Source organism: Bradyrhizobium sp. CCBAU 45389, from assembly GCF_028128625.1.
Classification (GTDB): domain Bacteria; phylum Pseudomonadota; class Alphaproteobacteria; order Rhizobiales; family Xanthobacteraceae; genus Bradyrhizobium; species Bradyrhizobium liaoningense_B.
The window spans coordinates 220,313-244,769 of record NZ_LBIY01000097.1; the positions used below are offsets into that span (position 1 = coordinate 220,313).

Sequence of the window (24,457 nt, forward strand, 5' to 3'; positions counted from 1 at the left end):
TCAGGGCCGCCAGCCGTAGATCCAGTCCTGCCGCGCCAGCATGCGGTCCGGGCCGAGGGCGCGGATCGCAACATCGCGCGCGATCGCGAGCGGGCCGCCGAGATGATAGATGCGGCCCTGCTGTCGCGCGGTCCGTTGCACCCGCCGCACGCGGCCCTCGCGCATACGGGCATATTGCTTCAGCGCGGCGGTGATGCCCGCAGTGCTCTCGGCCGCCTCTGGGCTCACGAGCCGCGCGAGCACGGCGGCATCCTCGATCGCCATGCCGGCGCCTTGCGCGGCGAAGGGCAGCATCGCATGGACGGCGTCGCCGAGCAGCGCGACCGCGCCTTTGCTCCAGGGGCAGCCGTCGGGCACGCCGAACAGCGCCCATTTCCGCCAGCTGTCGACCGCGGCGAGCATCATCCGCGCCGCCGGCGGCCAGCGCGGTGCGGCAAACGCATCCATCACCTCGCGCGGATCGCCGGGCGTGCTCCAGCCCGGCCTGTTCCAGGTGCCTGGCAGCACCGCGACCACGTTGATCTGGCGTCCGCCTGCGATCGGATAGGCGACGAGATGGGCGTTCGCCCCCATCCAGAGCTGCACCCGCCGGGCGGCGTAGTCCTTCGGCAGCTGCGTGGCATCGATCGTGCCGCGCCAGGCGATCAGCCCGGAGAAACGCGGCTGCACCTCGGGAAACAGATGCTGGCGTACCGTCGACCAGATACCGTCGGCGCCGATCAGGGCGCTGGCGAGATCGCTGCGGCGGATCGTGCCGCTGCGGTGGACGACGGTCAGTCCCTTGGCATGAGGCGCGACGTCCTCGAAGGTTGCCCCTAACTTCAGGTCGATATCGGGATGGTCGGAGACCGCGCCGGCGAGCGCGGATTGCAGATCGGCACGGTGCACCACCCAATAGGGGGCGCCGGCGCGCAGCGAAGCGGCTTCGCCGAGCGGCATGCGCAGCAGCTCGCCACCGGCCCGCGCGCTCATGATCGAGACCGCCTCGGGGACGACGGCGCGCAGCTTGAGGCGCTCAGTGAGGCCGAGCTCGACCAGCACGCGGCTGGCATTGGGGGACAGCTGCAGGCCGGCGCCGACTTCCTCGAGACGCTCGGCCTTTTCCAGCACGACGATGCGGAAGCCGCGGGCGGCCAGCGCAAGCGCGGCCGTCAGTCCACCGATGCCGGCACCGGCGATGACAATCGTTCGTGTGAGCGCCACCCCTGACCGATGGACGCGGTCAGGCCACCTTGTCCTTGAGGACGCATTCCGGCGGCCGCGCTTCGCCGGCCTTCAGGTCGGCTGCGAACCGGTACAGCGTCGAGCAGTAAGGACAGATGATCTCGTTATCGTTGCCGAGGTCGAGAAAGACGTGCGGATGATCGAACGGAGGGTTGGCGCCAACGCACATGAACTCTTGCGAGCCGATCTCGATGACGGGGACACCGGCATCGTTATGGAAGTGCGGGACGACATGGTCGGACATCGTAGTTCATCCTGGAGTGGCAATGGCGGCAGACACAATCAAAAACTGACGCGGCATCTTTGAGGCGCCGCGGACCATAAAGGCGGGTGCAGATGATTGCTAGTCCAGCGGAACCGAAAGCGCCGCAATTGCCCCATGCTCATTTGCTCATGCAAATTCGACACAATCTTGCCGCCTGAGAGAAGCCCTTCTTTCGTCGGGGACGTTGTGTCGCAATTTTGGCATACTATGTCTGGGGACGCGCGCAATTTGAGACGAAAGACGAATCAAAGGGCGCAGGCGATCCAGGACCCTCCGGGCTTTTCCGCATGAAATGGCTGCGAATCAGCACAGCGTTGACCGGTATTGCGGCGTGCAGCCTTCTGCTCGCGCAGGTAGCGCCGCACGCCCGTGACGCTGGCGCGATCCTCGCCGCCCAGGACGATCCGCACCTGCTCTCCGAGCTCAGGCTCGACGCGCTGCTGCGGCAGAACGACCAGCTGGTCCAGGACAACATCGAGGCCGCGCTCGCATCCGGCGATGCCGATCTCGCCGACAGTTTCGTGGCGCTGGCGCGTGACCGCAACATCGCGCTTCCGGACGACCTGCTCAGTCGCGTCAGCGATGCGGTCAAGGCGGAGAACTCCACCTCGCATTTCGCAAAACGTTTCGCCACCGGCCTCGTCACCGGCAATGCCGACGACGTCGCGAGCCTGTCCGGAACCGTTGCCGGCGACCTCTTCGTGATCGGCGACGTCAGGGACGTCGTGCGCGAGGGCAAGCATCTGGCGATGGGCGAGGAGACCGACCGCCTGGTGCTGGGCCTTGCGACCGCGGGCCTTGCGGTGACGGCGGCAACCTACATCTCTGTCGGCGGCGCAGCGCCAGTGCGGGCCGGGCTGACGCTGGTGAAGGATGCGCGGAAGGTCGGACGGCTCGGCGAAGGATTAGCTGCATGGGCAGGCCGTTCCGCACGCGAGATCGTGGACACCCCGATGCTTCGGAACGCGGTCGCCAAGGGTTCCGTGTTCCGCCCGGGCGAAACCGTCAGCGCGATCAAGGCAGCGTTCCGGGCCGAGAAGGCCGGTGCGCTGGTGCGGCTCGGGAAGGACGTGACGCGCGTGGCCGAGAGGACCGGCACTCGCGGTGCCATGGATACGCTGCGGATCGCCGAAGGCCCGAAGGACGTCGCGCGCGCGGCGCGGCTGGCCGAAGCGCAAGGCAGCAAGACCCGCGCGATCATGAAGCTGCTCGGGCGCGGCGCGCTGCTGCTCGTCGGCGGCGTGTTCGATCTGGCGATGTGGCTGTTCGGCGCCGTCTTGACGCTGTTCGGCCTGTTGTCCTCGATCAAGGCCACCACCGAGCGCCTGACCCAGGCTTGGTGCGATCGGAAACGTGCGCGGCGGCTGCACCGTGCCCGGATCGCCGCCGAAGCCGCTCTGGCGGATGCGGCCCTTAAGGCCTAAAGCGCGACGAGATTGAGGTCATTCGTCGACGCGCCTGGGCTATTGTTTGGGCATGATCTCCGCGCAAGCGCGTTCCGCGTTTGCCGCGAGGAAAAACCGCTGCACACTTTTCCGGATCATGCTCTAAGATCGCTCGTCCCCCCCTCAAGACCGCGGAACTGATGATGCCGAGCTTTCACAACGGCGCCGTTGAAATTGCCTATCTCGACGAAGGCGAGGGCGATCCGATCATCCTGGTGCACGGCTTTGCCTCCAGCAAGAACGTGAACTGGGTCTATCCGACCTGGGTCTCGGAGCTGCGCAAGAACGGCCGCCGGGTCATCGCGCTCGATAATCGCGGCCATGGCGAAAGCGCAAAGCTCTATGAGCCCGCGCAATATTCGATTCCGACCATGGCCGGCGACGTGCTGGCGCTGATGGACCATCTCGCCATCCCGCAGGCCGATATCATGGGCTATTCCATGGGCGGACGGATGACGGCCTGGCTCGGACTCAACGAGCCGCAGCGCCTGCGCTCGGCGATCCTGGGCGGCATCGGCATCGGCGGGCTGATCGAGGGCACCGGCCCCGGGGAGAATGTGGCGAAGGCGCTGGAAGCGCCCTCGCTCGACGACGTCTCAGACCCCGTCGGACGCACGTTTCGCGCGTTCGCCGATCAGACCCGGTCCGACCGCAAGGCGCTCGCCGCGTGCCTGCGCGGCACGCGCGATCTCATGACGAAGCACGAGGCCGCGCGGATCGACGTGCCCGTGCTGATCGCGGTCGGCTCGACCGACGATGTCGCGGGCTCCGCCAGCGCGCTCGGCGCCATCATTCCGGGTTCGGAAGTGCTCGATATTCCGGGTCGCGACCACATGCGCGCGGTCGGCGACAAGGTCTACAAGACCGGCGTGCTCGACTTCCTGTCACGCCGCGGCTGAAATCTTGTCGGCCGGCTCGCCGTCACCGAACGCGCGGGATAGCGCCATCAACACCACGAAAGTCGCCACCCACGCCATCCGCGCGCCGTAGCGGTCGTGCGGGCCGGAGATGACGGCGCAGATGAAGGCGTTGCCGAGCAGCGCCAACGTCACCGTCGCCGCCAGCAGCGTCAGATCGTCGAGCCGGCGGTTCGCGAGCGCATGCCCGAGCAGCGCGACCAGCGCCAGCATCGAGGCCAGCGCGACGGGGACATGCAGCCAGTTGACGTAGTCGAAATCGACGCCCCAGTGCTGCTGGCGCGCGGCGCGCATCGGAGCGACCTGCGCGGGAATGTAGCGCTCGATGATGCCATAGGTGTGCGGAATCCAGCCATTGGCGCCTTCGCCGGTCGCCACGTGCAGCAATTGCTGTCCCATCGCCCGCAACGCCGCGCCGGCCTGCCAGGCCGGATAGTCGGCGAGCGAATGCACGACGATGTAGCTCATCTCGTCGTTCATGCCTTCGAAACGGCCGAGCGTGTTGAACATGCTCTTGCCCCACAGGAACTCGTCGGCGGTCGCCGGCAATTGGTTGCGGTAGGGACAGAGCTTGAAGTTTTCGCGCGGGCAATGGTCGTTGAGGAAGCGCGTGACGATGCCGTCCTGCATCATGCGGCCGAAGGCAACGCCGTAGCCGCCGGGCGTCCACGCCCATTTCCCCGACAGCGCGTGGTTCGCAGAGACCAGCATCAGGCTGCCTAAGACGATGGTCAGGCTCGCCTGCGCCAGTCCTGCGCGCGGAAGCTTGCGGCCCACGAACGGCCGCGCCATCCAGCCGGCGACGCAGAGGCCGAGCAGCACGCCGAGCGTGGCGCTGTGGGTTGCGGCGGCAAAGGCGGTGAAGCCGAACAGCGAGATCTTTTCGAGCGTTGACGTCCGTTGCCCGCCGATGACCAGCAGGAACAGCGACAGGATCGAGAGCCCGGCGAAGATGTCCGTGAGCAGCATGCTGGCGAGCCAGGGTAGCGCGGTCGACGCGATCAGGAGCAGGCTGATCGCGACGAAGCGGGACGTCTGCATCAGGCCGAGCACGCGCAGGCTCAGCTGCAACAGCCAGAGCGCGGCCAGCGACTGGACCGCGAGGTTGATCCAGAAGCCGAAGCTTTCGCCATAGTGCAGATAGAGGCCGAACACGGTGGACCGGCTGGGGACGAGATAGCCTTCGTACCAGCGCGCCAGATAGCCGCCGGTATCCCATTGCAACAGCGGATAGCCGTTCCAGAACGCCGGCGCGATCATCAGGAGGGGCAGGAAGACGGCCGCCAGCCGCAGCCAAAGCGACCCTGTGGCGCCTACGCGCAATTGATCGGTGGTGATGCTCAAAACCGCTCCGTCGTCGCCGGGACCATGCCCGCAATAAGGCTTGGGAGAGAATTCACCAATAGTTTGACGCGTCCCGGCTTGAATTTGGCAAAACCCTGACCACTTTGAGCCAACCTTGTCGCCTGGGGGCGCCAGAATATATCGTTGTGTTTCAAGGCGTTGGCATGCTTTCGCGGGGCAAGGTGCTGTTCACTCTCAGGCAAGCCGGTCAGGACTTTGTCGTCTAGACTGTGCTATAGAGCCCGCAAAACGAGCCCATTCGAAAGAGCAAATCCCATGGCAGTGCATCAGGTCAATCCGGGAGGAAAGCTCGCCTCGCTCGATCCGATCTGGGACCGGATCCGGGGCGAAGCGGAGGACATCGTCCATCGCGAGCCCGAGCTTGCGACCTTCATCTATTCGACGGTGCTCCATCACAGCCGTCTCGAGGATTCGGTGATCCATCGTCTCGCCGACCGGCTCGATCACTCCGCGCTGTCGGGCGATCTCGTGCGCCAGACCTATGACGAGGCGCTGCGCGACGATCCCGATCTCGGCAACGCCTTCCGCGCCGATCTCGTCGCCGTCTACGACCGCGACCCCGCGACCTCGCGCTTCATCGATCCCTTGCTCTACTTCAAGGGCTTTCACGCGATCCAGACCCACCGCCTGGCGCACTGGCTCTATCTGAAGGGCCGCAAGGACTTTGCGTATTATCTCCAGAGCCGCGCCTCCGCGGTGTTCCAGACCGACATCAATCCGGCCGCGCGCATCGGCCGCGGCATCTTCCTCGATCACGCCACCGGCTTCGTCTGCGGCGAGACGGCTGTCATCGAGGACGACGTCTCGATCCTGCATGGCGTCACGCTCGGCGGCACCGGCAAGGAGAACGAGGATCGTCATCCCAAGATCCGCCATGGCGTGCTGATCGGCGCCGGTGCAAAAATTCTCGGCAACATCGAGATCGGCCATTGCGCGCGCATCGCGGCGGGCTCGGTCGTGGTCAAGCCGGTGCCGCACAACGTCACGGTCGCGGGCGTGCCGGCCAAGATCGTCGGCGAAGCCGGCTGCGCCGAGCCGTCGCGCACCATGGATCAGATGATCAACGCGATGGGGCTCTAAGCTCGTAACAAGGGCCGGATTCTCCGGCCCTTTCGTCCCCAAAATTCTTTGGCAATTCATGCTGGCGGTTCGTCGCGTCTCGTCCTAAAACCCGCCGACCATTTTCGATCGGAGACTTGCCGTGGACGTCAAAGAAGTCAGAAAGCTGGACGCGTATCTGAAGCGCGTATTCGGCAATCCCAAGATCCGCGTCGTGCCGCGGCCGAAGAAGGATGATTCCGCCGAGGTCTATATCGGCGAGGAATTCATCGGCGTGCTCTTCGTCGACGACGAGGACGACGATCGCTCGTTCCAGTTCCAGATGGCGATCCTCGAGGACGATCTCGTCGATCAGGAATAGACACAAGCGCTGTCCGGTGCTGTGACCCCGTTCGGGGTCACGCGCCCACCGCTGCGAGCATGTCGGGGATCGTGACGAATTTCTCCCGCGGCTTGCCGAGCGGTGCTCCCCTGCATTTCTCGGCCGCATCGATCGTCATCCAGTCCGGATAGCTCACGATTCGTGCGACGCGGCCGACCACGCGCGAAAGCAATGCCTCGGGCGTGTCCGAACGCGTCCGCCGGTGGACGAGATCGGCCAGGACGGCCTCTGCGGTGGCGATCCCGCAGCCGCGATTGGTGCCGATCGTGCCGCTCGGCCCACGCTTGCTCCATCCGCAGACATAGAGCCCCTCGATCACCGAACCATCGTTCGCGACACGTCCATCCATGTTGGCATGGACGCCGCGATCGTCATCGTAGGGAACACCGGCGACAGGCGTCGTTCGTCGGCCGACGCTGCTGAAGACGAGGCCGCAAGCGATGTCCTCGACGGCGCCTGACCGCTGCCTGAATGAGACCGTTTCGACCCGGCCGCGACCCCAGATCGCGACGGGCGACAGGCCAAAGCGAACGAGACAGCGCCGCGGCTTGGTCACGGCATGCTGCGAGAAGCCGCGCAACAGCGACAGCTTTTCGATCAGCTCCGGATCTGCGGGGTTCTGCGGTTCGAATTCGTCCGGCGCGACGTCGCGGCCGTCGACAGCCGTGCCGCATGCGCCGAGTTCGAGGAAGTCGCGCAATTCCTTCGCGCTGAATTTCGCCTGCGCCGGCCCGCCGCGGCCGATGACGTAGATTTCGCGAATCCGGCTCTCCGCCAGAACCTCGAGCGCGTGGCGCGCGATGTCGGTCTGGCGCAGCTCGTCGGCTGTCTTGGCGAGAATGCGTGCGACGTCGAGCGCGACATTGCCATGACCGATGACGATCGCAGCCTCATGGTCGAGATCGAACTGGAGGTCGCGGAATTCCGGGTGACCGTTGTACCACGCGACGAAATCACCTGCGCTGTGGCTCCCGGGCAGAGCTTCGCCCGGAATGCCGAGAGGCCGGCTCAGTTCGGCGCCCGTTGCAAGCACGACAGCATCATAGGCCTCGCGGAGCTCGTCGACGGTGACATCGTCTCCGACTCTGACGCCGCCGATGAAACGAAAGCCAGGCGCTTTCGCGATCCTGTCGAAGGCGACGGTGACCTGCTTGAGCTTCGGATGGTCGGGGGCAACGCCGAACCGCACCAGTCCGTAAGGCACGGGGAGCCGTTCGAACATGTCGACGGTCACGGGCGCGCCCGAGCGCAACAGGGCCTCGGCGGTGTAGAAGCCGCTCGGTCCGCTGCCGACGACGGCGATGCGGAATTCGCTCGCAGCAGAAGCCGTCATCGGCCCAGCGCCAGCTTGCGCGCGTCGGCGCCCGGCAGCGGCGCCAGACGTGCGCTGATGACGGGAGTCTCAGCCGCACGTTTCCGATTGACGTCGATCCAATACTTCTTGTCCGCGGCCAGGCGATAATCCGGCTCGATCGCGCCGACAGGGCAGGCCGGTGCGCAGCCGCCGCAGTCGATGCAGTTTTCCGGATCGATATAGGTCATGGCGTCGTCGACGTGAAAACACTCCACCGGGCAGACCGTGACGCATTCGGTGTATCGGCAGCCGCGGCAATTGTCGGTGACTACATATGTCATCGTCAGGCTCCGCTGACCTGAACGAGGATGTCGGAGAATGTCGGCGCGCGGCCGAGGTCGGCGAAGGCGGGCGGCGTCAGCACGTGAACCGTCGCGCCTCTGCGGTTGGACCGCTGCCAGTAGCCGGACGGTGCCACCACGACGCCCGGCATGATGTCGGGCGAGACGGTGGCGAACGCTTCGAACGAGCCGCGATCGTTGAACACGCGGATCGGTGCGCCTGCGACGATCCCGCGCTTGGCCGCATCGTCCGGGTTGAGCAGCACGGCCTGCTCCTCGCCGGCCTGCGCGGTCTGCGCCGGCAGGTTGCCGTAGTTGGAATTCAGGAAGGCGTGGCTCTTCGGCGAGATCAGGCTGAGCGGGTATCGCGTTGCGAGCGCGGGCGCCGTGCGCGCATTCTCGTTCGGCGGAATGTAGTGGGGCAGGGGATCGACCGGCGCGCCGTCCTGGTCGCCGTTGTAGCCCTGGCGGAACAGCGGCACCACGAAATTGCCGCCGCCGGCGATCGTCGACTTGAACTCGCACTTTCCGGACGCCGTCGGGAAATTGCCTTCGCGATGCGGCGCCCAGTCGGCGGGCGCTGGCATGTTGAGGCGCGCATAGCCCTTCGCCTTGACGTCGTCGAGCGTGATGCCGGCGAGCACCGGGCTCGTCCAGTCGAGCGAGGTCTCGATGATCTCGTCGTCGCTGCGGAAGAACGACGGATCCGTGACTCCCATTGCGCGCGCGAGGCGACGGAACAGCTCGGTGTTGGAGACGGCTTCGCCGAGCGGTTCGATCGCCTGGTTGTTGTAGGACAGATAAAGATGTCCCCAGGAGAACATGATGTCCTTCTGCTCGAGCTGGGTGGTCGCGGGCAGAACGATGTCGGCAAATCTGGCGGTGTCGGTCAGGAAGTGCTCGCTGACGACGGTGAAGAGGTCCTCGCGCGCAAGTCCCTCCTCGAGCTTGCCCTGTTCGGTCACCATCGCCATCGGATTGGCGTTGTAGACGAACAGCGCCTTGATCGGCGGATCGAAGCCGAGCTCGCCGGTCAGCGCCGCTCCAAGGCGCCAGGAATTGAGCACGCGCATCGTCTCGGGCTGGAGATCGGGACGCATCAGCACGTCCCATCTGACCGGGAATGCCCAGATCGGCAGCTGGAGCAGCCCGCCGCCGACATGCTTCCAGGCGCCGATCAGTCCCGGCAGACATGCGATCGCGCGCACGGTCTGGCCGCCGCCGGCATGCCGCTCGACCGCCACGCCGATGCGCACGACCGCCGGTGGGGTCGTGGCATATTCCCGCGCCAGCTTGACGATGTCGTCCACGGGAATGCCGGTTTCCTGCGATGCGAATTCGGGTGTGTAGCGCGACGCCCGTTCGGCCAGCTCGTCGTAGCCGACGGTGTATTTGTCGACGTAGTCGCGATCGACCAGATTCTCCTTGATGATGACGTGAATCATCGCCAGCGCCAGCGCAGCATCGGTGCCGGGCCGGATCGGAATGTGCCAGTCGGCGAGCCGCGCGGTGCGGGTGCGGACGGGATCGATCACCACGAGCTTGGCGCCGGCCTTCTTTGCCTGCTCGATGAACGGCCAGTGATGCGAGTTCGTGCTCAGCGTGTTGCAGGCCCACAGGATGATGTATTTCGAATGCACGAAGCTCTCGGGGTCGACACCGGGCGTATGCCCGATCGTCATCATGTAGGCCGTGCACGAGGCGGAATCGCAGAAGGTGCGCTCGAGCACCGTCGCGCCGAGCTTGTTGAAGAGGGGATCGCCGACGTTGAGCCCGTTGATGATGCCCTGCGTGCCCAGATAGCTGTAGGGCAGGATCGCCTGCGCGCCGTGCTCGGCGATCACGGATTTCCAGCGCGATGCGATGGTCTCGAGCGCTTCGTCCCAGGAGATCCGTTGAAACTGCCTGGAGCCTTTCGGGCCGACCCGCTTCAGCGGATGGAGAACGCGCTTGTCGCTGTAGACCCGCTCCTCATAGTTGTTGACCTTCACGCAGAGCCGTCCACGCGTGAACGGATGGTCGGGATTGCCGCGGACGGCAATCGCCTTGCCATCCTCGACCGTGGTCAGGATGGAGCAGGTGTCCGGGCAATCGTGGGGGCACGCGCCTATTACCGTGGTCCGGGCCATGGGTCTCTCCGCTTCCCGATTCAAGACGGCCGAGGATGCGGCGGGGGGCTGCGGTCTGGCTTTTCAAAATGTGCGGTGTTGTTGTCCCGGACTGCTCTCGGCCCGTGGACGGCCGGCCGGATGTCTGGCATGCTAATTGCTGGACCCGGCAATACCTTTTTACCCACATCGCGCTATCTGGCGGAGATTGACGATGGGTATGCTTGGCAACTCTGTCGATAAATATGTTACCGGCAGAATGCTTCAGACCTCCAATGACCGGCGGTGGTCGCACCTCCTTGCCGAGCGCTGGAGCCACGAGCCGGGCGATCTGCCGCCGCAGTTGCCGCGCGACACCGAGATCGCAATCCTGCTGCGCGGCAGCTCGGTCGTAGACCGGGAAGGCGCAGGCATGCGGCAGCGCACGTTCGGCAGAAGGGGCACCGTGTGGCTCTGTCCGGCCGGCATCCGCGAGGATTTCATCCGCGTCGAGAACCAGATGCAGGAATGCCTGCATCTCTTTCTTCCCGGACAGCCGTTCGACGACACCATGCTCAGGGATCTCGACATCGATCCGTCGGGAATGTCGATCCGCTACGAGGCCATCGATCAGGACATGTTCATCGAGCATGTGGCCACTCGGATCCTCGCCGAACTCGAACAGGAAACCTCCACCGGCCGCCTTTTGGTCGAAAGCCTGGGACGGGCCCTGTCGGCTCATCTGGTGCACAGCTATGCGGCGACGTCAGTCCGGCTGAAGCAGTCCTACGCCGTCCAGAAACCGCTCGACGCCAAACGGCTGTCGCGCGTGACCGAGTTCATCGACGCATCCGTCGAGCGCGATGTCACGGTCAAGGATCTGGCGTCGGTGGCGTGCATGAGCCCGGCGCATTTCTCGCGCAGCTTCAAGGCCGCGACAGGTAGCGCGCCGCATGAATATGTCAGCCGTCAGCGCCTCGATCTCGCCAAGCGGCTCCTGTCCACCAGCGATCGCCCGCTGGTCGACATCGCCTATGCCGCGGGATTTTCATCGCAGGCCAATTTCAACCGCGCCTTCCGCAAGGCGGTCGGAACGACGCCGAGCCTGTATCGGGCGCAGAAGGGCCGGGACTAGGAAGTGTGCCGATTAACGCGCAGATGTCGGGTTTTGGGTCGAAGCAGAAATCATATGCTCGATCTGAGTCTTACCGCTTGTGACCAAAGCCGAAGTCGGATCACCGCCAGCTCGCTCAGTCGAGCACCTCGTCGGCGAGTGCGAGCAACGCAGCCGGAATGTTCAGCCCCAGCTCGCCCGCTGTCCTGGAATTGATTACCAATTCGAACTTGGTAGGCTGTTCGACCGGCAGTTCGGCGGGTTTGGCGCCTTTCAATATCCTGTCAACGTGGCCTGCGGCGCGCCGGTAAAGATCGGAAAGGCTCGGCCCGTAGCAGATCAAACCGGCGACCTCGGCAAACTCCCGCGTTGGGTACACCGCCGGCATTCGTCGATCCCTTGCAAATCCTGTAATGCCGCGCCGGTTGGAGAAATTCCAGGGATTGCGCGCCACGAACAGTCCCTGCAATTGTTCGCGGGTTATCAGCCCGAATGCATCTTCGTAGTTCGACGGCGTGTGCTCGGCATGAAGCAACGTGATACCGAGTCTCTCCGCTGCACTGCGCACGCCAATTGCGGCCGGACTTTCCCAATCGAGCTTCAGCCCCAGGTAGGCCACGCGGATCGCATTCGGTGCGACCTCGCGCAGCAACTGCAATCTCTTTGCTTCAAACTCCGGTCCCGTGTTGCCTGAGAAGCCTGTGATGTTGGCACCGGGATGAGCGAGACTGGCCACGAGACCCTGTGCGGCCGGATCGGAGCTGTTGGCCATGACGATGGGCACAGTTCGCGTCAACCGTTGGAAGGCGTGCGCGACCTCGTTGGCGCCGCCTCCGCCAGCCAGGATAACGTCGGGCGAAGTCTCAAGGACCCGTGCCGCGATTTCATCGATTTGTCCAAATTTCCCCTCGGCCGAGTAAAATTCGAACTTCATGTTCTTGCCGTCCACGTAGCCAAACTCTCGCAGACCTTGCAGAAAGGCAGTTACAAGACCTTTCCAGGCATCCCCCTCTTTGGCGTCGAGATATTGGCCGGTCGGAACGACGAAGACGATCCGATAGACCTTGCCGGCCGCTCTCGCCCGCGGCAGCCAAAGCGCGGACATAACTCCGCCGATCAGGGCGATGACGACGCGGCGTTTCATGGGATCATTCCGATCTCGCGAACAAATTCCGTCCCGTGCTGAGCTTGCGAGAACGAAGCCTACTACGGCTTTGCGTCGCCATCCATGTCAGCTCATGGCCCGAACGCGAAGTGGCGACATCCGCTTAGCGGGTGGCAGCGGACCAGATTTGCTCACGTTGAGTTCTTCGCCTTTGACCCTTCTCGGATATCAGCCCGGCCCGGTGACATGCGATTCAGGCTATCCCGGCCCTTCCTGAATGATGGTTTGGACCGATAAGATACCCTTCTTGACCCTTTGGGGGCGGATATGGCGCGGCCATCAAGAACGGGCGGCAAGACGAGCCAGGCGAAGACCCGCAAGGGCCGCAAGACCACCAAGAGCAAGCGCCGCATTGCGCCAGCGGCAAGCCGAGCGAATCGTCGTTCGGTCGCCGGTCCGAGCAAAGATCTGAAGGAGGCCCGCGAGCAGCAGGCGGCGACGGCCCAAATATTGAAGGTCATCGCAAGTTCGCCTGACGATGTGCAGCCGGTATTCGAGGCGATTGCGATCAGCGCCAACAGACTGATTGGCGGTTTCTCTACGGCAGTGTTTCGCTATATCGACGGCATGCAACACCTAGAGGCGTTCACGCCGACCAATCCGGTCGCTGACGAAGCATTGCGAGCTTCGTTCCCGCGGCATCTCACAACGTCTTCGGCGCCCGTCGAGTTGCTGCGTGATGGCAAACCAATGCAGATTGTCGATACCGAATCCTCGCCAAACATACTGGCCAGGGATTTGGCGCGATTGCGCGGCTTTCGCAGCATGTTGTTCACGCCGTTGATGAGCAATGGGGTGCCTATCGGCTTGATCACCGTGACGCGAGTCGAGACCGGTTCATTCGCCGACCATCACGTGCAATTGCTACAGACCTTCGCCGACCAGGCGGTGATTGCGATCGAGAACGCGCGATTGTTCAATGAAACGAGGGAAGCGCTGGAGCGGCAAACCGCGACGTCGGAAGTGCTACAAGTCATATCCAGTTCGCCTGGCGGACTTGGGCCGGTGTTCGAGGCCATGCTGGAAAATGCCGTGCGCATCTGCCGTGCCAGTTTTGGGACGCTGCTCCTATACGAAGGCGACAGGTTGCGGCGGGTGGCGCGAATGGCCGCGCAAAACGTGCCGCAATTGTACGCGCCCGACCAGGAAACGCCGCCACACTTCATCGCGCCGTTTGATGGGGCGCCTTCGCTGGGGCGCCTCGTCGAGACCAAGGCGCTGGTTCACATTGCCGATATCGCCACAGAGCATCCCGACGATCTGATCTACAAGGTCGCCGCAGCCCGCACCGTTCTGATTGTGCCGATGCTCAAGGAGAACGAGCTTGTCGGTGGCTTTGCTGTCTACCGCAAGGAAGTGCAAGAGTTCAGCGACAAGCAGGTCGAGTTGCTGGAACATTTTGCGGCACAAGCGGTGATCGCCATCGAAAACACACGACTGCTCAAGGAGCTGCGGCAGCGAACCGACGATCTCTCGCAATCCCTCGACGACCTCCGCACCGCACAGGACCGCCTGGTGCAGACCGAAAAGCTTGCCTCGCTCGGCCAGCTCACCGCGGGCATTGCGCACGAGATCAAGAACCCGCTCAACTTCGTCAATAATTTCGCAGCCCTTTCAGCGGAGTTGACCGAGGAGTTGAACGAGGCCCTCAAGCCCGCCGAACTCGCCGACAAGATCCGCACCGAAGTCGATGAGCTGACGGCGCTTTTGAAGAGCAACCTCGAAAAGGTCGTGCAGCACGGCAAGCGGGCCGATTCCATCGTCAAGAACATGCTGCTGCACTCACGCGAGGGACCGGGCGAGCGCCGCCTCGCCGACATCAATGCCCTGGTCCAGGAGAGTCTTAATCTAGCCTACCATGGCGCGCGCGCAGAGAAGTCCGACTTCAACATCACGCTCACGCAGGACCTCGACCCCGACGCGGGCGAAATCGAGGCATATCCGCAGGAGATCACGCGCGCGCTGCTCAACGTGATCTCCAACGGCTTCTATGCCGCGACCAGGCGCAAGTCCGAGGCGGGAGACGAGACCTTTGAGCCTGTGCTGAGCGCGACCACGAACAACCTTGACGACAAGGTCGAAATTCGCATCCGCGACAACGGCACCGGGATTCCGGTCGAGGTGAAGGAAAAAATGTTCAATCCCTTCTTTACTACCAAGCCAGCTGGCGAAGGCACGGGGCTCGGTCTGTCGATGACCCATGACATCATTGTCAAACAACACGGCGGAACCCTCGATGTCGAGAGCGAGCTGGGTGTGTTTACCGAGCTCATTATCACGCTGCCGCGATGACCTCTTTTGGCCCATCAGCGAAGTCCCGATAAGCTTCATCGACGTCCGCATAGTGGGGCAGAGCGGACTAGATTTGCTCAGCCTGAGTTCTTCGCGTTTTGGCCCATGGCTGACGCTGGCTCAGTGCGCCGCGAGGTCTGCTTCCTGAAGGTGACCCGAACAGGGCCATGCAAGCTGGCCAAGGCAGCCTTTGACCCAAAGCGGTCCTCATCCACGGCGGTGCATCACCGTGCGCGGATGCAGACCAATAGACTGGCGATTTCCGTACTCGGCTGATCCGATTGCGATAAGCGCTCACTCGAAATGGACGGCGACCGGTAGTTATTCCAGCCAGACAACCAGATATCAGGGCCATCTCGGCTACACCTTGAAATGAGCCGTTATGGTGTTTGGAGCGAAGCGGCGGCCTTGCACAATCTCCAACGGGCGTGCTCCACTTAAAGTCGATTATTTTGAGGATTGCCCCGCATGTTTAGCAGAGCGATCTCTCAGGTGCACCCTTGGTGCTCGGCGCCGTTCTGATTGCAACCGATGCTCGTGCGCAGAATGTGGACAGAATGTACCGGCGCCCGTCATTAGAAACGGCGTCCTCGTTTACCCCAATCTTCAAAGACCGCCAAACCAGGCCCCGACATTGCAGAATCTCGGCAATCAGCCGCCGCGGGATCTTGCTGTGGGCGGTCCCTCCATAGGTTTATCGAGATCCAAACCGCTGTTTGGCAGCGTCGGTAACGGGAGTATACAGGCTAACCAGCGTGCCCTCGGGGTCACGGAATTGAACTGCTCGATTGCCCCACGGCAAATTCTTCGGTTCGTGAACGACTTCGACCTGGCCCTTCAATCGTGCAAACTCGGCATCAACGTCCGTCACTTGAAATTCGATGATTGCCGTACGGTTGGCGGCGGGTTCGGCGCTTCCTTCCTTGAAGAGGGCGACAGTCTCCGCGCTTCCGACGGCGACTGCGGCTGTCGGAGTCACGATCTCAGCGAAGACCGGCGCGAGCCAATCGGCCCTCTTGCCTGTTACCTCTTCGTAGAAGCCCACCACGGCTTTGATGTCGCGAGCGATCAGACGTATTGAGGCGAACTTCATAAACCCAGCTCCTTCTGAATGTTTCAGTGCTTCCGTGGAGCAGTATCGCCCCACTGCTGACAGCATGCTGTCAGCAGCCTCCTGCTTCACGGCAGTGGCGTTTTTGCCCCCGGCCTTTGGAGGGGCCTTTCGTCCGGAAGCGCGGTCGCTGTGCTGTTGCCACAGGTTGCGCCTGCGGCTTCGAGACCTATTTCTTCGCGAGAATGCGTAGCCGCGCAGTCGCGTCGGCGACGGTCACCTCGGCGGCATCGACGAGGTCGGCTTGCACGACGATGTCTCGATCGGTTCGCTCGATGACACGTGCCCGTGCGGTGATCGGCCCGACCGCCGCGGGTTTCAGGAAACGAGTGTCGAGGCTCTTGGTGACCACGGTCTGATCGGGACCTAGCGCAGCCAGCGCGCAAATGCCGGTGGCGGAGTCCAGCATCGCCGCCAGAAATCCGCCCTGGATCGTGCCATGCCTGTTGGTGAACGCGGGCTGCGCCTGGAAGCGGATCAGCGCATGACCGCTCTCGTCAAAGCCAAGCCATTCGCGCCCCAACAGTTGGGCGCCAGGTGGAAGATTATCCGCCGCATCTGTCACGTCGGTCACCGCGCTTGATGTGTCGGCGACGAGCCTATCAGCCGGTCCATGTCGTGCAAGCGAGACGGCGCGTCAAAAGCAGGGTCACAGACCGCTCACCGTCTTCGTGACGCGCTCAATTGCCTTTTGACCATCCGGATCGGATGGGGCCAATTCGGAGAACCGTTTGAGATCCGCCAACGCGCGTTGCAGATCGTTCTTCCGTTCCCATGATATGCCGCGGTTATAGAATGCGATTGCGTAGTTTGGATTGAGCCGGATCACCTGGTTCAAATCCTCGATGGCGCGGTCGAATTCGCCTTTGGCGTTATAGGCGGCGCCGCGGTTGTTGAACGATTCGAAGTGGTCCGGATCAAGCCGGATCGCCTGGTTGAAATCTTCGATGGCGCGGTCGAATTCGCATTTGGCGCCATAGGCGTTGCCGCGGTTGTTGAACGCGTTTACGTAATTCGGATTAAGGCGGATCGCCTGGCTGTAATCCTCGATGGCGTGGTCGTATTGGCCTTTGCTTTTGTAGGCGATGCCGCGGTTATAGAACACATGCGCGCGGTTCGGATTGAGCCGGATCGCCTGGTCGAAATCCTCGATGGCGCGGTCGTGTTCGCCTGCGGCGTCATAGACGGTGCCGCGGTTGTAGAACGCGTCTGCCTGTTTCGGATTGAGCCGGATCGCCTGGCTGTAGTCCTCGATGGCGTGATCCCGTTGGCCTATGTTGTCATAGGTGTTGCCGCGGTTGTTGAACGCGTGTGCGTAGTTCGGATTGAGCCGGATCGATTGGTCATAATCCTCGATGGCGCGGTCGTATTGGCCCCTATTAAAATAGGCGTTGCCGTGGTTGAAGAACGCCAATGCGTAGTTCGGGTCGAGCCCGATGGCCTGGTTGCAATCTGCAATGGCCCTGTCGCTCTCCTGCTTTCCGTTCCACTCGGAGCAACGATTGTTGAAGAGGGCGGCAAGCTGACGACCGCTGTATTGACCGGAATCGATCGCTCGTGTGCACGCGGCTATTGCCTCTTCGCCAGATGCCTTTCCACATGCATAAACATCGTCGGCCGCGGCGGGTGTCGTCGCCAACCAGAAGACCAGCGCCGCCAGCGCGGACAAGGCGACAGCCAGAGCCAGCAGAAGCACCCTCAATGTCGACATCGGCAACCCCGGACAATTTGCCTGTTTGTCGCCATTCCCGAGTATGAGGTTCAGGCCGGCTGACGCCCCGCTCACCCCTTCGGTCCGCGCAGCTGCGTCGTAGGTGGATTGACCCGACCCGATCGCCCCGATGATGACATCGTGCCCCTGTTTTGCCCGACGGGTCAAGTTGACTTCGAAAAATACGAAATCGTGTCAGGCCCCTGGCTACTGTGCATGGGGTTGTTTTCGACTTTTTTGTCGCGGACCTCCAGTCCATCCGCGCAAGCCGATCTCGCGGTGGTGGCAAAGTGGCCGCGCTCAGCCCTTCGGCCCGCGCAATTGCGCCGTCAGCTTCTCCATCGCCTCCGCCACCTCGCGCCATTGCGACAGCCAGCTGCGTGGAAAGCGGAAGGTGAGGTCGGCGCCGCCGACACGGCGCTCGGAGAGGCACATGCCGGGGGTCGCCGCATCGCGCGTGCAGCGCGCGGCCAGCGCGGGGCTTGCCGCGGAATAGAGGTCCTCGCTGCCGTATGGCGTGTCGGCGCGGAACATCCGCATCGTCAGCCCGTCCTCGGGCTGGGTCGCGGCCTGGTCGAGATAGCGCGGATAGATCGTGGTCGTTCGCTGCTCGGGCGAGAGCGCATCGTGATGGGCGGCGATCGACAGGAAGATGCGGTCGATCGATTGCACCGCCGTCTCCACCGTGTCGGCGGTGACGTGCCTGGGTGCGCCGGGCACCTCCAGCGAGGGATAGAGGAAATCGAGATCGATGCGCTCTTGCGGCCCGGTGTGCCGCTGGATCTTCATCCGGATCGCAGTCGTCGGCAGGTTGAACAGCGTGCCGCCGATGCTCACCGGCAGCTTGTCCGGGGCGTTGGCGCCGCCGGCTCCCCAGGTCGGCCACAGCAGATAGGCGACCAGCGCCACCGCACCCAGCGCGGCAGCGCCGCCGAGCACGATCGGGACGACATGCGCCCGGGTGCGCGTCCTGGAGGACCTGAGAGGAACTGCCGAAAACATCGTCATGAGATGAGCGCGCGTAAAGACCCGAAGTCGGCCGGTGGCCGACGAATCAGCGGCGAATATGCCATGCGGCGGCGAATTCGCTTAGGCCTTGCCGGCCGCGGGGAAGGAGGAGGGCCCTGCGCGGGCTGGCCGGCGCCGTTAACCTTCTCTTAAGGATAATGTAGCGTTAACCAGCACGATTTGTCACAGGAAGGCTCCGGCGTTGCGTAAGTGCGGACAGTTTCCGATGACACCTGAAGCTCTCAATTCCTTCTTCTCGATCTGCATCGGTTTCGCGCTCGCCGGCGCCCTCGTGAACGGATACCAGGCGTTCGCGCAGCGGCCCGCGGGCTTCGGCCTGTTGCAGGACGGCGTGGCGCCGAAGACCTTCGCGGCAGTGCCGTTCCTGGTGTTCGCGGCGCCCTTCATCATCATGCGCAACACGCTGCGCGGCATGCAGATGGAAAGCCGCCGCGTCGAGTTCGTGATGATGGCGACCGTCATCGCCGGCTTCTGGAGCATGATGAGCGGCACCTTCTTCCTGATGACGCTGCGCGCCGCCGGCGTCCTGACCTGAGGCGGGCCTTGTAAGCCTCCCGCGGCCCTTTGCGTCGGGGCCGCCGTTTCGCTATGGCTGGGTCAACCCGACAGGAGACCTTGATGGCGATCTACGAGCTCGACGGGCAGGCGCCCGAACTTCCCGCGGACGGCAACTATTTCATCGCGGAGACCGCGACCGTGATCGGCCGGGTGCGCCTGAAGCCGGGGGCGAGCGTCTGGTTCGGCGCGGTGTTGCGTGGCGACAATGAGTGGATCGAGATCGGCGAGGGCGCCAACGTGCAGGACGGCTCGACCTGCCACACCGATCTCGGCTTTCCGCTCGTCATCGGCAGGAACTGCACCGTCGGCCACAACGTCATTCTGCACGGCTGCACCATCGAGGAGGGCGCGCTGATCGGTATGGGCTCGATCGTGATGAACGGCGCGAAGATCGGCCGCAACAGCATCGTCGGCGCCGGTTCCGTCATCACCGAGGGCAAGGAGTTTGCCGAGCGCTCGCTGATCATCGGCTCGCCCGCACGCGTGATCCGCACGCTCGACGACGCGCAGGTGCAGAGAATGGGAAGCGCGGCGAAGTTCTACGTCGCCAACGGCCCGCGCTTCAAGAAGGGCTTGAAGCGGATCGGCTGAGCTCAGCCTCCCTCGGATTCGCGCGCTTCGATCGCGCCTGCAACACGCTCGTGACCAGCGGCCCAGAGCGCATGCTCGTCGCTGCCGTCTGAATATGGATTGGCTTCGGCTGGGATGCGTTCGCGCGCGGCGCGCTCGCCCTCTGCAAAGGGATCGCGATCGGTCATCGTGATTTGGCCTCCTCGCTGTCAAGCCGATGTGACGGCATTGGTTCCGGAACGGGTCCTGGTCGGGACCGTTGACGGATAAAGGAGCATTCCAATGGCCCCACCGCGCGCAAACGCTTCAATGAAGACGTTGGTCCTGATCTTCGCCCTCGCGGCGATGCCGGCCGTATCCTTTGCGCAAGCGACCGGCGGCGCTGCCGGATCGACCGGCAGTTCGTCGGGGCCGACCGGAGGTGTCGCCAACGCGCCGGCGCCGCCGCCCGGCACCAACAGCCTGGGTACGGCGCAATCCTCGGGCCCGGGCTCCGGAGTGACCATCGGCTCCGGCGCCGGTGCAGCCGCCGACGCCACCGTCAACAGCGAGAACCGGCAGCTCGACAAGAAGATGAAGAGCATCTGTCGCGGCTGCTGATGCTCGCGCGGAAGTGAGACAGTGTGGCTGTCCGGATTGCCCTGACGCGGCTAGCTTGATCCCGCTTTGAAGCGTGGAGCGTGTCCACGCGGAGGATCGAGTGATGTTACGTAAGACGATGATGGCGGCGCTGGCCGTCGCGGCGGTCGGGCTGTCGGCGCCGCAGGCCGCCCAGGCGGGTGGTCATGGCGGTCACGGTGGTGGCGGTTGGGGCCATGGCGGCGGTGGCTGGGGCCATGGCGGCCATTGGCATGGCGGCGGCTTCTGGCCAGGCGTCGCGATCGGGGCAGGTCTCGCCGGCGCCGGCTATTATGGCGCCTATTACGGCTATGGCTCCCCCTATTACGGCAATCCCTACTATTATGGTACCGGCTATGACGATGGTGGTTACGGCGGCTGCTACGTCGTCCGCAAGCGCGTGATGACACCTTCGGGATGGCGATACCGTCGTGTCGACGTTTGCGAATAGGCGGGAAGACGAATGAGGCGGGAAGACCTGCCGGCCCGCTAAAAAACAAGGCCGTTGACGCAGTATACCGTCAACGACCTTGCCAGCCCCGGATATTGAAATCGGCTCACGCCATCCGGTAGGGGCCAGCATCGCGCGGAATCATACGGGCGAATGTGATCCAGTTCACAAGTCGAGAAATTAAAGCCGCCGGCGAAAGGCCAGTTCAGCCGCGCGAGCGCTTGCGCGAGCTGGCATGGACGCGGTAGCGAGCCGGTTTCCTGCGGGTAACCGAGGGCGTCTCGGCCTCGGTGGCGCGGGCGCTGGCGAAGGACTGGCGCAAGCCGTCGATGGATTCATTCAGGCTCGCCACCTGCTCCGACAGGCGCTTGGTATCGGCCTGTTGGGCTGCGAGCAGCCGCTTCACGGTCTGGAGCTGGTCCTGCACGACCTGGAGCTGGTCGATCGATTCCTGCTGGGTCGCCTCCAGCCCCTTGGTCTTCTCGACCAGCTGCTCGGAGGCCTGGGCAGTGCGGGCCTGCAGCTGCCGCGACGCCGCCACCCGGTCGGTCTCCGGCGCAGAGCCGTTATAGGCGCGCCAGATCGCGATCGAAGTGACGCCGGCGATCAGCAAGAAAAGGACGGCGGCGGTCAGCGCGATGGGCTGGGCGCCGAGGCGAAACAGGGGGGTGGACCGTGTGTCCTCCACGAGATCGATCATCGCTGACAAAACCCAAATTGAAACTTGGTGAGTGGCGAAGACCGGCAGCCTGAGGCGGCGACCGGGATGTCCCGAAAGTGTTACTATTCGGCAACAATTGGGACCAAAAAGAGGCTGGCGGCCAAAAAAGCAGCCGGCGCTTGGCTTTACCCCCTGGAGGCAGGGCCAGATGGCCAGCTTCAGGGCTGAAACGGCGAAAGCGGCCCGGAATAGGTCTTCGGCCGCGGTGCCGCATAGGGGCCGAGCCGCGACGTCTTCAGCCCCAGCCGCACCAGCGACTCCGCCAAGGTCACCGCGGCGGCGACGCCGTCGACCACGGGCAGGCCGTGGGTTGCGGCAAGTTCAGTGGCGAGATCGGCCATGCCGGCGCAGCCGAGCACGATGGCCTCGGCGCGATCGTCACGGATGGCGGCGCTGATCTCCGCCGAGATCTTGCCGAGCGCGTCGGTGTTGCGCTCCTCGAGCGCGAGCACCGGGACCTCGGCGGCGCGCACGCGGGCGCAGCGCTCGGCGAGGCCGTACTTCTTCAGATTGTGCTCGATCGGCACGATGGAGACACCGAGCGTCGTCACCACGGCAAAGCGCGCGGCGATCAGGCTCGCCATGTGGAAGCCGGCCTCGCCGATGCCGATGACAGGCGCTTTCGCGGCGGCGCGCGCGGCATCCAAGCCGGTGTCGTCGAAGCAGGCGATGATGTGCGCATCCGCGCCGTCGCGGTCGGCGTCGCGGATGCAGCCGAGCATGCCGGGGACCGCAAAAGCCTCGTCGTAGAAACCCTCGATCGAGACCGGGCCCATCGCGGGCTGGCGCGCATCGATCACGGTGTCGGGCAGGGCAACGCTGCGTGCCGCAGCGGCGATCTTCGCCGTCATCGACGCCGTGGTGTTGGGATTGACGACGTGAAGCCGCATCGCGATCAGACAAGCCCTTTGCCGGCGTCCGAGCCTTTGGCCGCCTGCCGCTTGTTGAGCACGTGGATGGTGCCGAGCGCAAGCGTGATCACCGTGAACGAGACCGCCGAGATCACGGTGCCGAGCGCATAGATGTCGGGGTTGGTTACGGTGGTGGTGAGGCCCTGGAGGTCCAGCGGCAACGTGTTCACCGCGCCGATCGCCTGGCTGGAGCGGGCAAGCTCGTCCCAGGACAGCGTGAAGCCGAACAGGCCGATACCGATCACTGAGGGCAGGATGATCGGCAGCACGACGTGACGGAAGGTCTGCCACGGCGTCGCGCCGAGATCGCGCGCGGCTTCCTCGAGGCGCGGGTCGAAGCGATTGAAGATCGCGAACATGATCAAGAGTCCGAACGGCAGCGTCCAGGTCAGGTGCGCGCCGAGCCCGGAGGTGAGCAGGCCCATCGAGGTCTCGAAATTCTCGTTCCAGTGCGCCTTGATCAGATCGTCGATGATGCGGAATTCCAGGGAGATGCCGAGCGAGGTGATGATCGAGGGCACGATCAGGCTCGCGATCGCCGAATAGAACAGGATGCTCTGCGCCTTGAATTTTCGGCGGAAGGCCATGCCGGCGGCGACCGACAGCACGACCGTGACGATCATCACGATGATGCCGAGAAGCAGCGAGCGGCGGAAGGCTGCGCCGAGATCGACGATGCCGGTGCCCTGGAACAGTTTTGCGATCCAGAAGGTCGACACGCCGTTCATCGGGAAGGTGAGGCCGCCTTGCGGGCCCTGGAACGACAACACGTAGATCGCGATCATCGGGCCGTAGAGGAACAGCGTGTAGGCCGCGAAGAAGACCGCGAGCACGTAGAAAGAGCGCGGGCGTCCTTCCTTCATGCTCAGAGCTCCTTCTTGATGTCGACGATGCGCGACATCATGGTGATGATCAGGAAGGTGATGACGAGCAGGATCACGGCGTTCGCTGCCGCTGCCGGGAATTGCAGCGCGTTGACCCGCGTCTCGATGATCTTGCCGGCAGCTGCGATCTGCTGGCCGCCCATCACGCCGATGGTGATGAAGTCGCCCATCACGATGGTGATGACGAAGATCGAGCCGATCACGATGCCGGGCTTGGCCAGCGGAATGATGACGTTGACGAGGGTCTGGAAGCCCGTGGCGCCCGCGTCATAGGCGGCCTCGATCAGCGACTTGTCGATGCGCACCATCGAGTTGAAGATCGGCACCACCATGAAGAAGGTGAAGAGGTGGACCAGCGCCAGCACCACGGAGAATTCGGAGAACAGCAGCCATTCCAGAGGATGGTTGATCAGCCCTGTCTTGACCAGGCCGGAATTGACGAGGCCGTTGCGCCCGAGCAGGGGGATCCAGGCGATCATGCGGATCACGTTGGAGGTCCAGAACGGGATCGTGCAGAGCAGCGACAGTCCCATCTGCCAGGTCTTGGACTTGACGTGGAAGGCGAGGAAGTAGGCGACCCAGAAGCCGATGAACAGCGTGATGACCCAGACCAGGAAGCACAGCTTCAGCGTCTTCAGATAGGTCTTGGCGATGGTGCAGAGGTCGGGGAGCTGCGCGATGCAGCCTTCGAACGTGTCGGTGTAGCCGCGGCCGGAGAAGGCCGGCAGCAGCTGGTATTCGTTGTAGTCCCAGAAGGACACGATGACGACGAACACCAGCGGGATCAGGAAGAAGGCGAGGAACACCAGCATCATCGGCCCGGCCTGGAGCCAGGAGATGAGGGAGGGCGACAGGCGCGCCGCTTTCGCGGCGCGCTTCGTCTCCGATCCCCGGACGAGATCCGGGGATGCCTGATGCAGGATGTCCTCTGACGTGTCCATCA

26 protein-coding genes are annotated in these 24,457 nt (G+C 63.8%); 10 read left to right on the forward strand and 16 right to left on the reverse strand.

From position 1 onward, the window contains the following. The gene (locus tag XH79_RS33890; RefSeq protein WP_212343275.1) at window positions 1-1,203 is read right to left on the reverse strand and encodes an FAD-dependent monooxygenase; all 1,203 of its coding nucleotides are present in this window, start codon (window positions 1,201-1,203) and stop codon (window positions 1-3) included. A 19-nt stretch (window positions 1,204-1,222) separates the two neighbouring features. Then, window positions 1,223-1,468: a zinc-finger domain-containing protein gene (locus XH79_RS33895; RefSeq protein WP_007602543.1), complete on the reverse strand. Its 246-nt coding sequence runs from the start codon at window positions 1,466-1,468 to the stop codon at window positions 1,223-1,225. A 308-nt stretch (window positions 1,469-1,776) separates the two neighbouring features. Here XH79_RS33895 and XH79_RS33900 point away from each other — a divergent pair, with 308 nt between their 5' ends. After that, a complete protein-coding gene (locus XH79_RS33900; RefSeq protein WP_271584494.1) occupies window positions 1,777-2,913 on the forward strand; it encodes a hypothetical protein in 1,137 nt (378 codons plus the stop codon). Window positions 2,914-3,077: 164 nt separating this feature from the next. Continuing rightward, on the forward strand, window positions 3,078-3,833 hold the full coding sequence (locus XH79_RS33905; RefSeq protein ID WP_271584752.1) for an alpha/beta fold hydrolase: 756 nt from the start codon (window positions 3,078-3,080) through the stop codon (window positions 3,831-3,833). Here the strand turns inward: XH79_RS33905 and XH79_RS33910 are convergent. After that, window positions 3,819-5,195 (reverse strand): hypothetical protein, encoded by a 1,377-nt coding sequence (locus XH79_RS33910; protein WP_271584495.1) that lies wholly within the window; start codon window positions 5,193-5,195, stop codon window positions 3,819-3,821. The two genes, XH79_RS33905 and XH79_RS33910, sit on opposite strands and share 15 nt — an antisense overlap. A gap of 276 nt (window positions 5,196-5,471) precedes the next feature. On the opposite strand from XH79_RS33910, the gene cysE reads away from it, so the two are divergent. Both cysE and XH79_RS33920 read left to right on the forward strand, forming a co-directional pair. After that, a complete protein-coding gene (gene cysE / locus XH79_RS33915; protein ID WP_183240541.1) occupies window positions 5,472-6,296 on the forward strand; it encodes a serine O-acetyltransferase in 825 nt (274 codons plus the stop codon). Window positions 6,297-6,417: 121 nt separating this feature from the next. Next, on the forward strand, window positions 6,418-6,636 hold the full coding sequence (locus tag XH79_RS33920; protein WP_007602550.1) for a DUF3126 family protein: 219 nt from the start codon (window positions 6,418-6,420) through the stop codon (window positions 6,634-6,636). Window positions 6,637-6,673: 37 nt separating this feature from the next. Here the strand turns inward: XH79_RS33920 and XH79_RS33925 are convergent, their stop codons facing one another. The 3 genes from XH79_RS33925 to XH79_RS33935 are packed head-to-tail and all read right to left on the reverse strand — an operon-like array spanning window position 6,674 to window position 10,421. Further along, window positions 6,674-7,990: an FAD-dependent oxidoreductase gene (locus tag XH79_RS33925; protein WP_271584496.1), complete on the reverse strand. Its 1,317-nt coding sequence runs from the start codon at window positions 7,988-7,990 to the stop codon at window positions 6,674-6,676. Further along, the gene (locus XH79_RS33930) at window positions 7,987-8,292 is read right to left on the reverse strand and encodes a ferredoxin family protein (RefSeq protein WP_212343280.1); all 306 of its coding nucleotides are present in this window, start codon (window positions 8,290-8,292) and stop codon (window positions 7,987-7,989) included. The genes XH79_RS33925 and XH79_RS33930 overlap by 4 nt, the downstream gene beginning before the upstream one ends. A gap of 2 nt (window positions 8,293-8,294) precedes the next feature. Continuing rightward, window positions 8,295-10,421 carry a molybdopterin-containing oxidoreductase family protein gene (locus XH79_RS33935; RefSeq protein WP_271584498.1) on the reverse strand — a complete coding sequence of 709 codons (2,127 nt, stop codon included), beginning with the start codon at window positions 10,419-10,421 and terminating at the stop codon, window positions 8,295-8,297. Between the two features lie 193 nt (window positions 10,422-10,614). Between XH79_RS33935 and XH79_RS33940 the strand changes: the two genes are divergently transcribed. Continuing rightward, window positions 10,615-11,514: an AraC family transcriptional regulator gene (locus XH79_RS33940; protein WP_271584499.1), complete on the forward strand. Its 900-nt coding sequence runs from the start codon at window positions 10,615-10,617 to the stop codon at window positions 11,512-11,514. Window positions 11,515-11,629: 115 nt separating this feature from the next. Here the strand turns inward: XH79_RS33940 and XH79_RS33945 are convergent, their stop codons facing one another. Beyond that, window positions 11,630-12,637: an ABC transporter substrate-binding protein gene (locus XH79_RS33945; protein WP_271584500.1), complete on the reverse strand. Its 1,008-nt coding sequence runs from the start codon at window positions 12,635-12,637 to the stop codon at window positions 11,630-11,632. Between the two features lie 288 nt (window positions 12,638-12,925). On the opposite strand from XH79_RS33945, the gene XH79_RS33950 reads away from it, so the two are divergent. Continuing rightward, window positions 12,926-14,950, forward strand: a complete 2,025-nt coding sequence (locus XH79_RS33950; RefSeq protein WP_271584501.1) for a GAF domain-containing protein — start codon at window positions 12,926-12,928, stop codon at window positions 14,948-14,950. Between the two features lie 694 nt (window positions 14,951-15,644). Here XH79_RS33950 and XH79_RS33955 read toward each other — a convergent pair. The 4 genes from XH79_RS33955 to XH79_RS33970 all read right to left on the reverse strand — a co-directional run bounded on the left by XH79_RS33955 (window position 15,645) and on the right by XH79_RS33970 (window position 18,780). Then, window positions 15,645-16,043: a VOC family protein gene (locus XH79_RS33955; protein ID WP_018647056.1), complete on the reverse strand. Its 399-nt coding sequence runs from the start codon at window positions 16,041-16,043 to the stop codon at window positions 15,645-15,647. Window positions 16,044-16,230: 187 nt separating this feature from the next. Beyond that, the gene (locus XH79_RS33960) at window positions 16,231-16,626 is read right to left on the reverse strand and encodes a PaaI family thioesterase (RefSeq protein ID WP_271584502.1); all 396 of its coding nucleotides are present in this window, start codon (window positions 16,624-16,626) and stop codon (window positions 16,231-16,233) included. Window positions 16,627-16,710: 84 nt separating this feature from the next. Continuing rightward, window positions 16,711-17,940 carry a tetratricopeptide repeat protein gene (locus tag XH79_RS33965; RefSeq protein ID WP_271584503.1) on the reverse strand — a complete coding sequence of 410 codons (1,230 nt, stop codon included), beginning with the start codon at window positions 17,938-17,940 and terminating at the stop codon, window positions 16,711-16,713. A gap of 132 nt (window positions 17,941-18,072) precedes the next feature. Beyond that, entirely contained in the window at window positions 18,073-18,780 is a 708-nt protein-coding gene (locus tag XH79_RS33970; RefSeq protein WP_271584504.1) for a hypothetical protein, read from the reverse strand. A 226-nt stretch (window positions 18,781-19,006) separates the two neighbouring features. Between XH79_RS33970 and XH79_RS33975 the strand changes: the two genes are divergently transcribed. Then, window positions 19,007-19,336 carry a DUF6949 family protein gene (locus tag XH79_RS33975; protein WP_271584505.1) on the forward strand — a complete coding sequence of 110 codons (330 nt, stop codon included), beginning with the start codon at window positions 19,007-19,009 and terminating at the stop codon, window positions 19,334-19,336. An 83-nt stretch (window positions 19,337-19,419) separates the two neighbouring features. Beyond that, complete coding sequence (locus XH79_RS33980; protein ID WP_018647061.1) at window positions 19,420-19,950, forward strand: gamma carbonic anhydrase family protein; 531 nt, start codon at window positions 19,420-19,422, stop codon at window positions 19,948-19,950. A gap of 2 nt (window positions 19,951-19,952) precedes the next feature. Here the strand turns inward: XH79_RS33980 and XH79_RS33985 are convergent, their stop codons facing one another. Further along, window positions 19,953-20,117 (reverse strand): hypothetical protein, encoded by a 165-nt coding sequence (locus XH79_RS33985; protein ID WP_212341337.1) that lies wholly within the window; start codon window positions 20,115-20,117, stop codon window positions 19,953-19,955. 94 nt (window positions 20,118-20,211) lie between these two features. Here XH79_RS33985 and XH79_RS33990 point away from each other — a divergent pair, with 94 nt between their 5' ends. Beyond that, complete coding sequence (locus XH79_RS33990) at window positions 20,212-20,529, forward strand: hypothetical protein (protein WP_271584506.1); 318 nt, start codon at window positions 20,212-20,214, stop codon at window positions 20,527-20,529. Window positions 20,530-20,632: 103 nt separating this feature from the next. Next, window positions 20,633-20,998, forward strand: a complete 366-nt coding sequence (locus tag XH79_RS33995; protein ID WP_212341339.1) for a hypothetical protein — start codon at window positions 20,633-20,635, stop codon at window positions 20,996-20,998. A 205-nt stretch (window positions 20,999-21,203) separates the two neighbouring features. Here XH79_RS33995 and XH79_RS34000 read toward each other — a convergent pair whose 3' ends face one another. The 4 genes from XH79_RS34000 to XH79_RS34015 form a co-directional block, all read right to left on the reverse strand. Then, the gene (locus XH79_RS34000; RefSeq protein WP_271584507.1) at window positions 21,204-21,698 is read right to left on the reverse strand and encodes a hypothetical protein; all 495 of its coding nucleotides are present in this window, start codon (window positions 21,696-21,698) and stop codon (window positions 21,204-21,206) included. Window positions 21,699-21,877: 179 nt separating this feature from the next. Further along, a complete protein-coding gene (locus XH79_RS34005) occupies window positions 21,878-22,609 on the reverse strand; it encodes an aspartate/glutamate racemase family protein (RefSeq protein ID WP_271584508.1) in 732 nt (243 codons plus the stop codon). Window positions 22,610-22,614: 5 nt separating this feature from the next. Further along, entirely contained in the window at window positions 22,615-23,493 is an 879-nt protein-coding gene (locus tag XH79_RS34010) for an ABC transporter permease (protein WP_271584509.1), read from the reverse strand. Window positions 23,494-23,495: 2 nt separating this feature from the next. Beyond that, the gene (locus XH79_RS34015; protein ID WP_271584510.1) at window positions 23,496-24,455 is read right to left on the reverse strand and encodes an ABC transporter permease; all 960 of its coding nucleotides are present in this window, start codon (window positions 24,453-24,455) and stop codon (window positions 23,496-23,498) included. Window positions 24,456-24,457 lie beyond the last annotated feature (2 nt).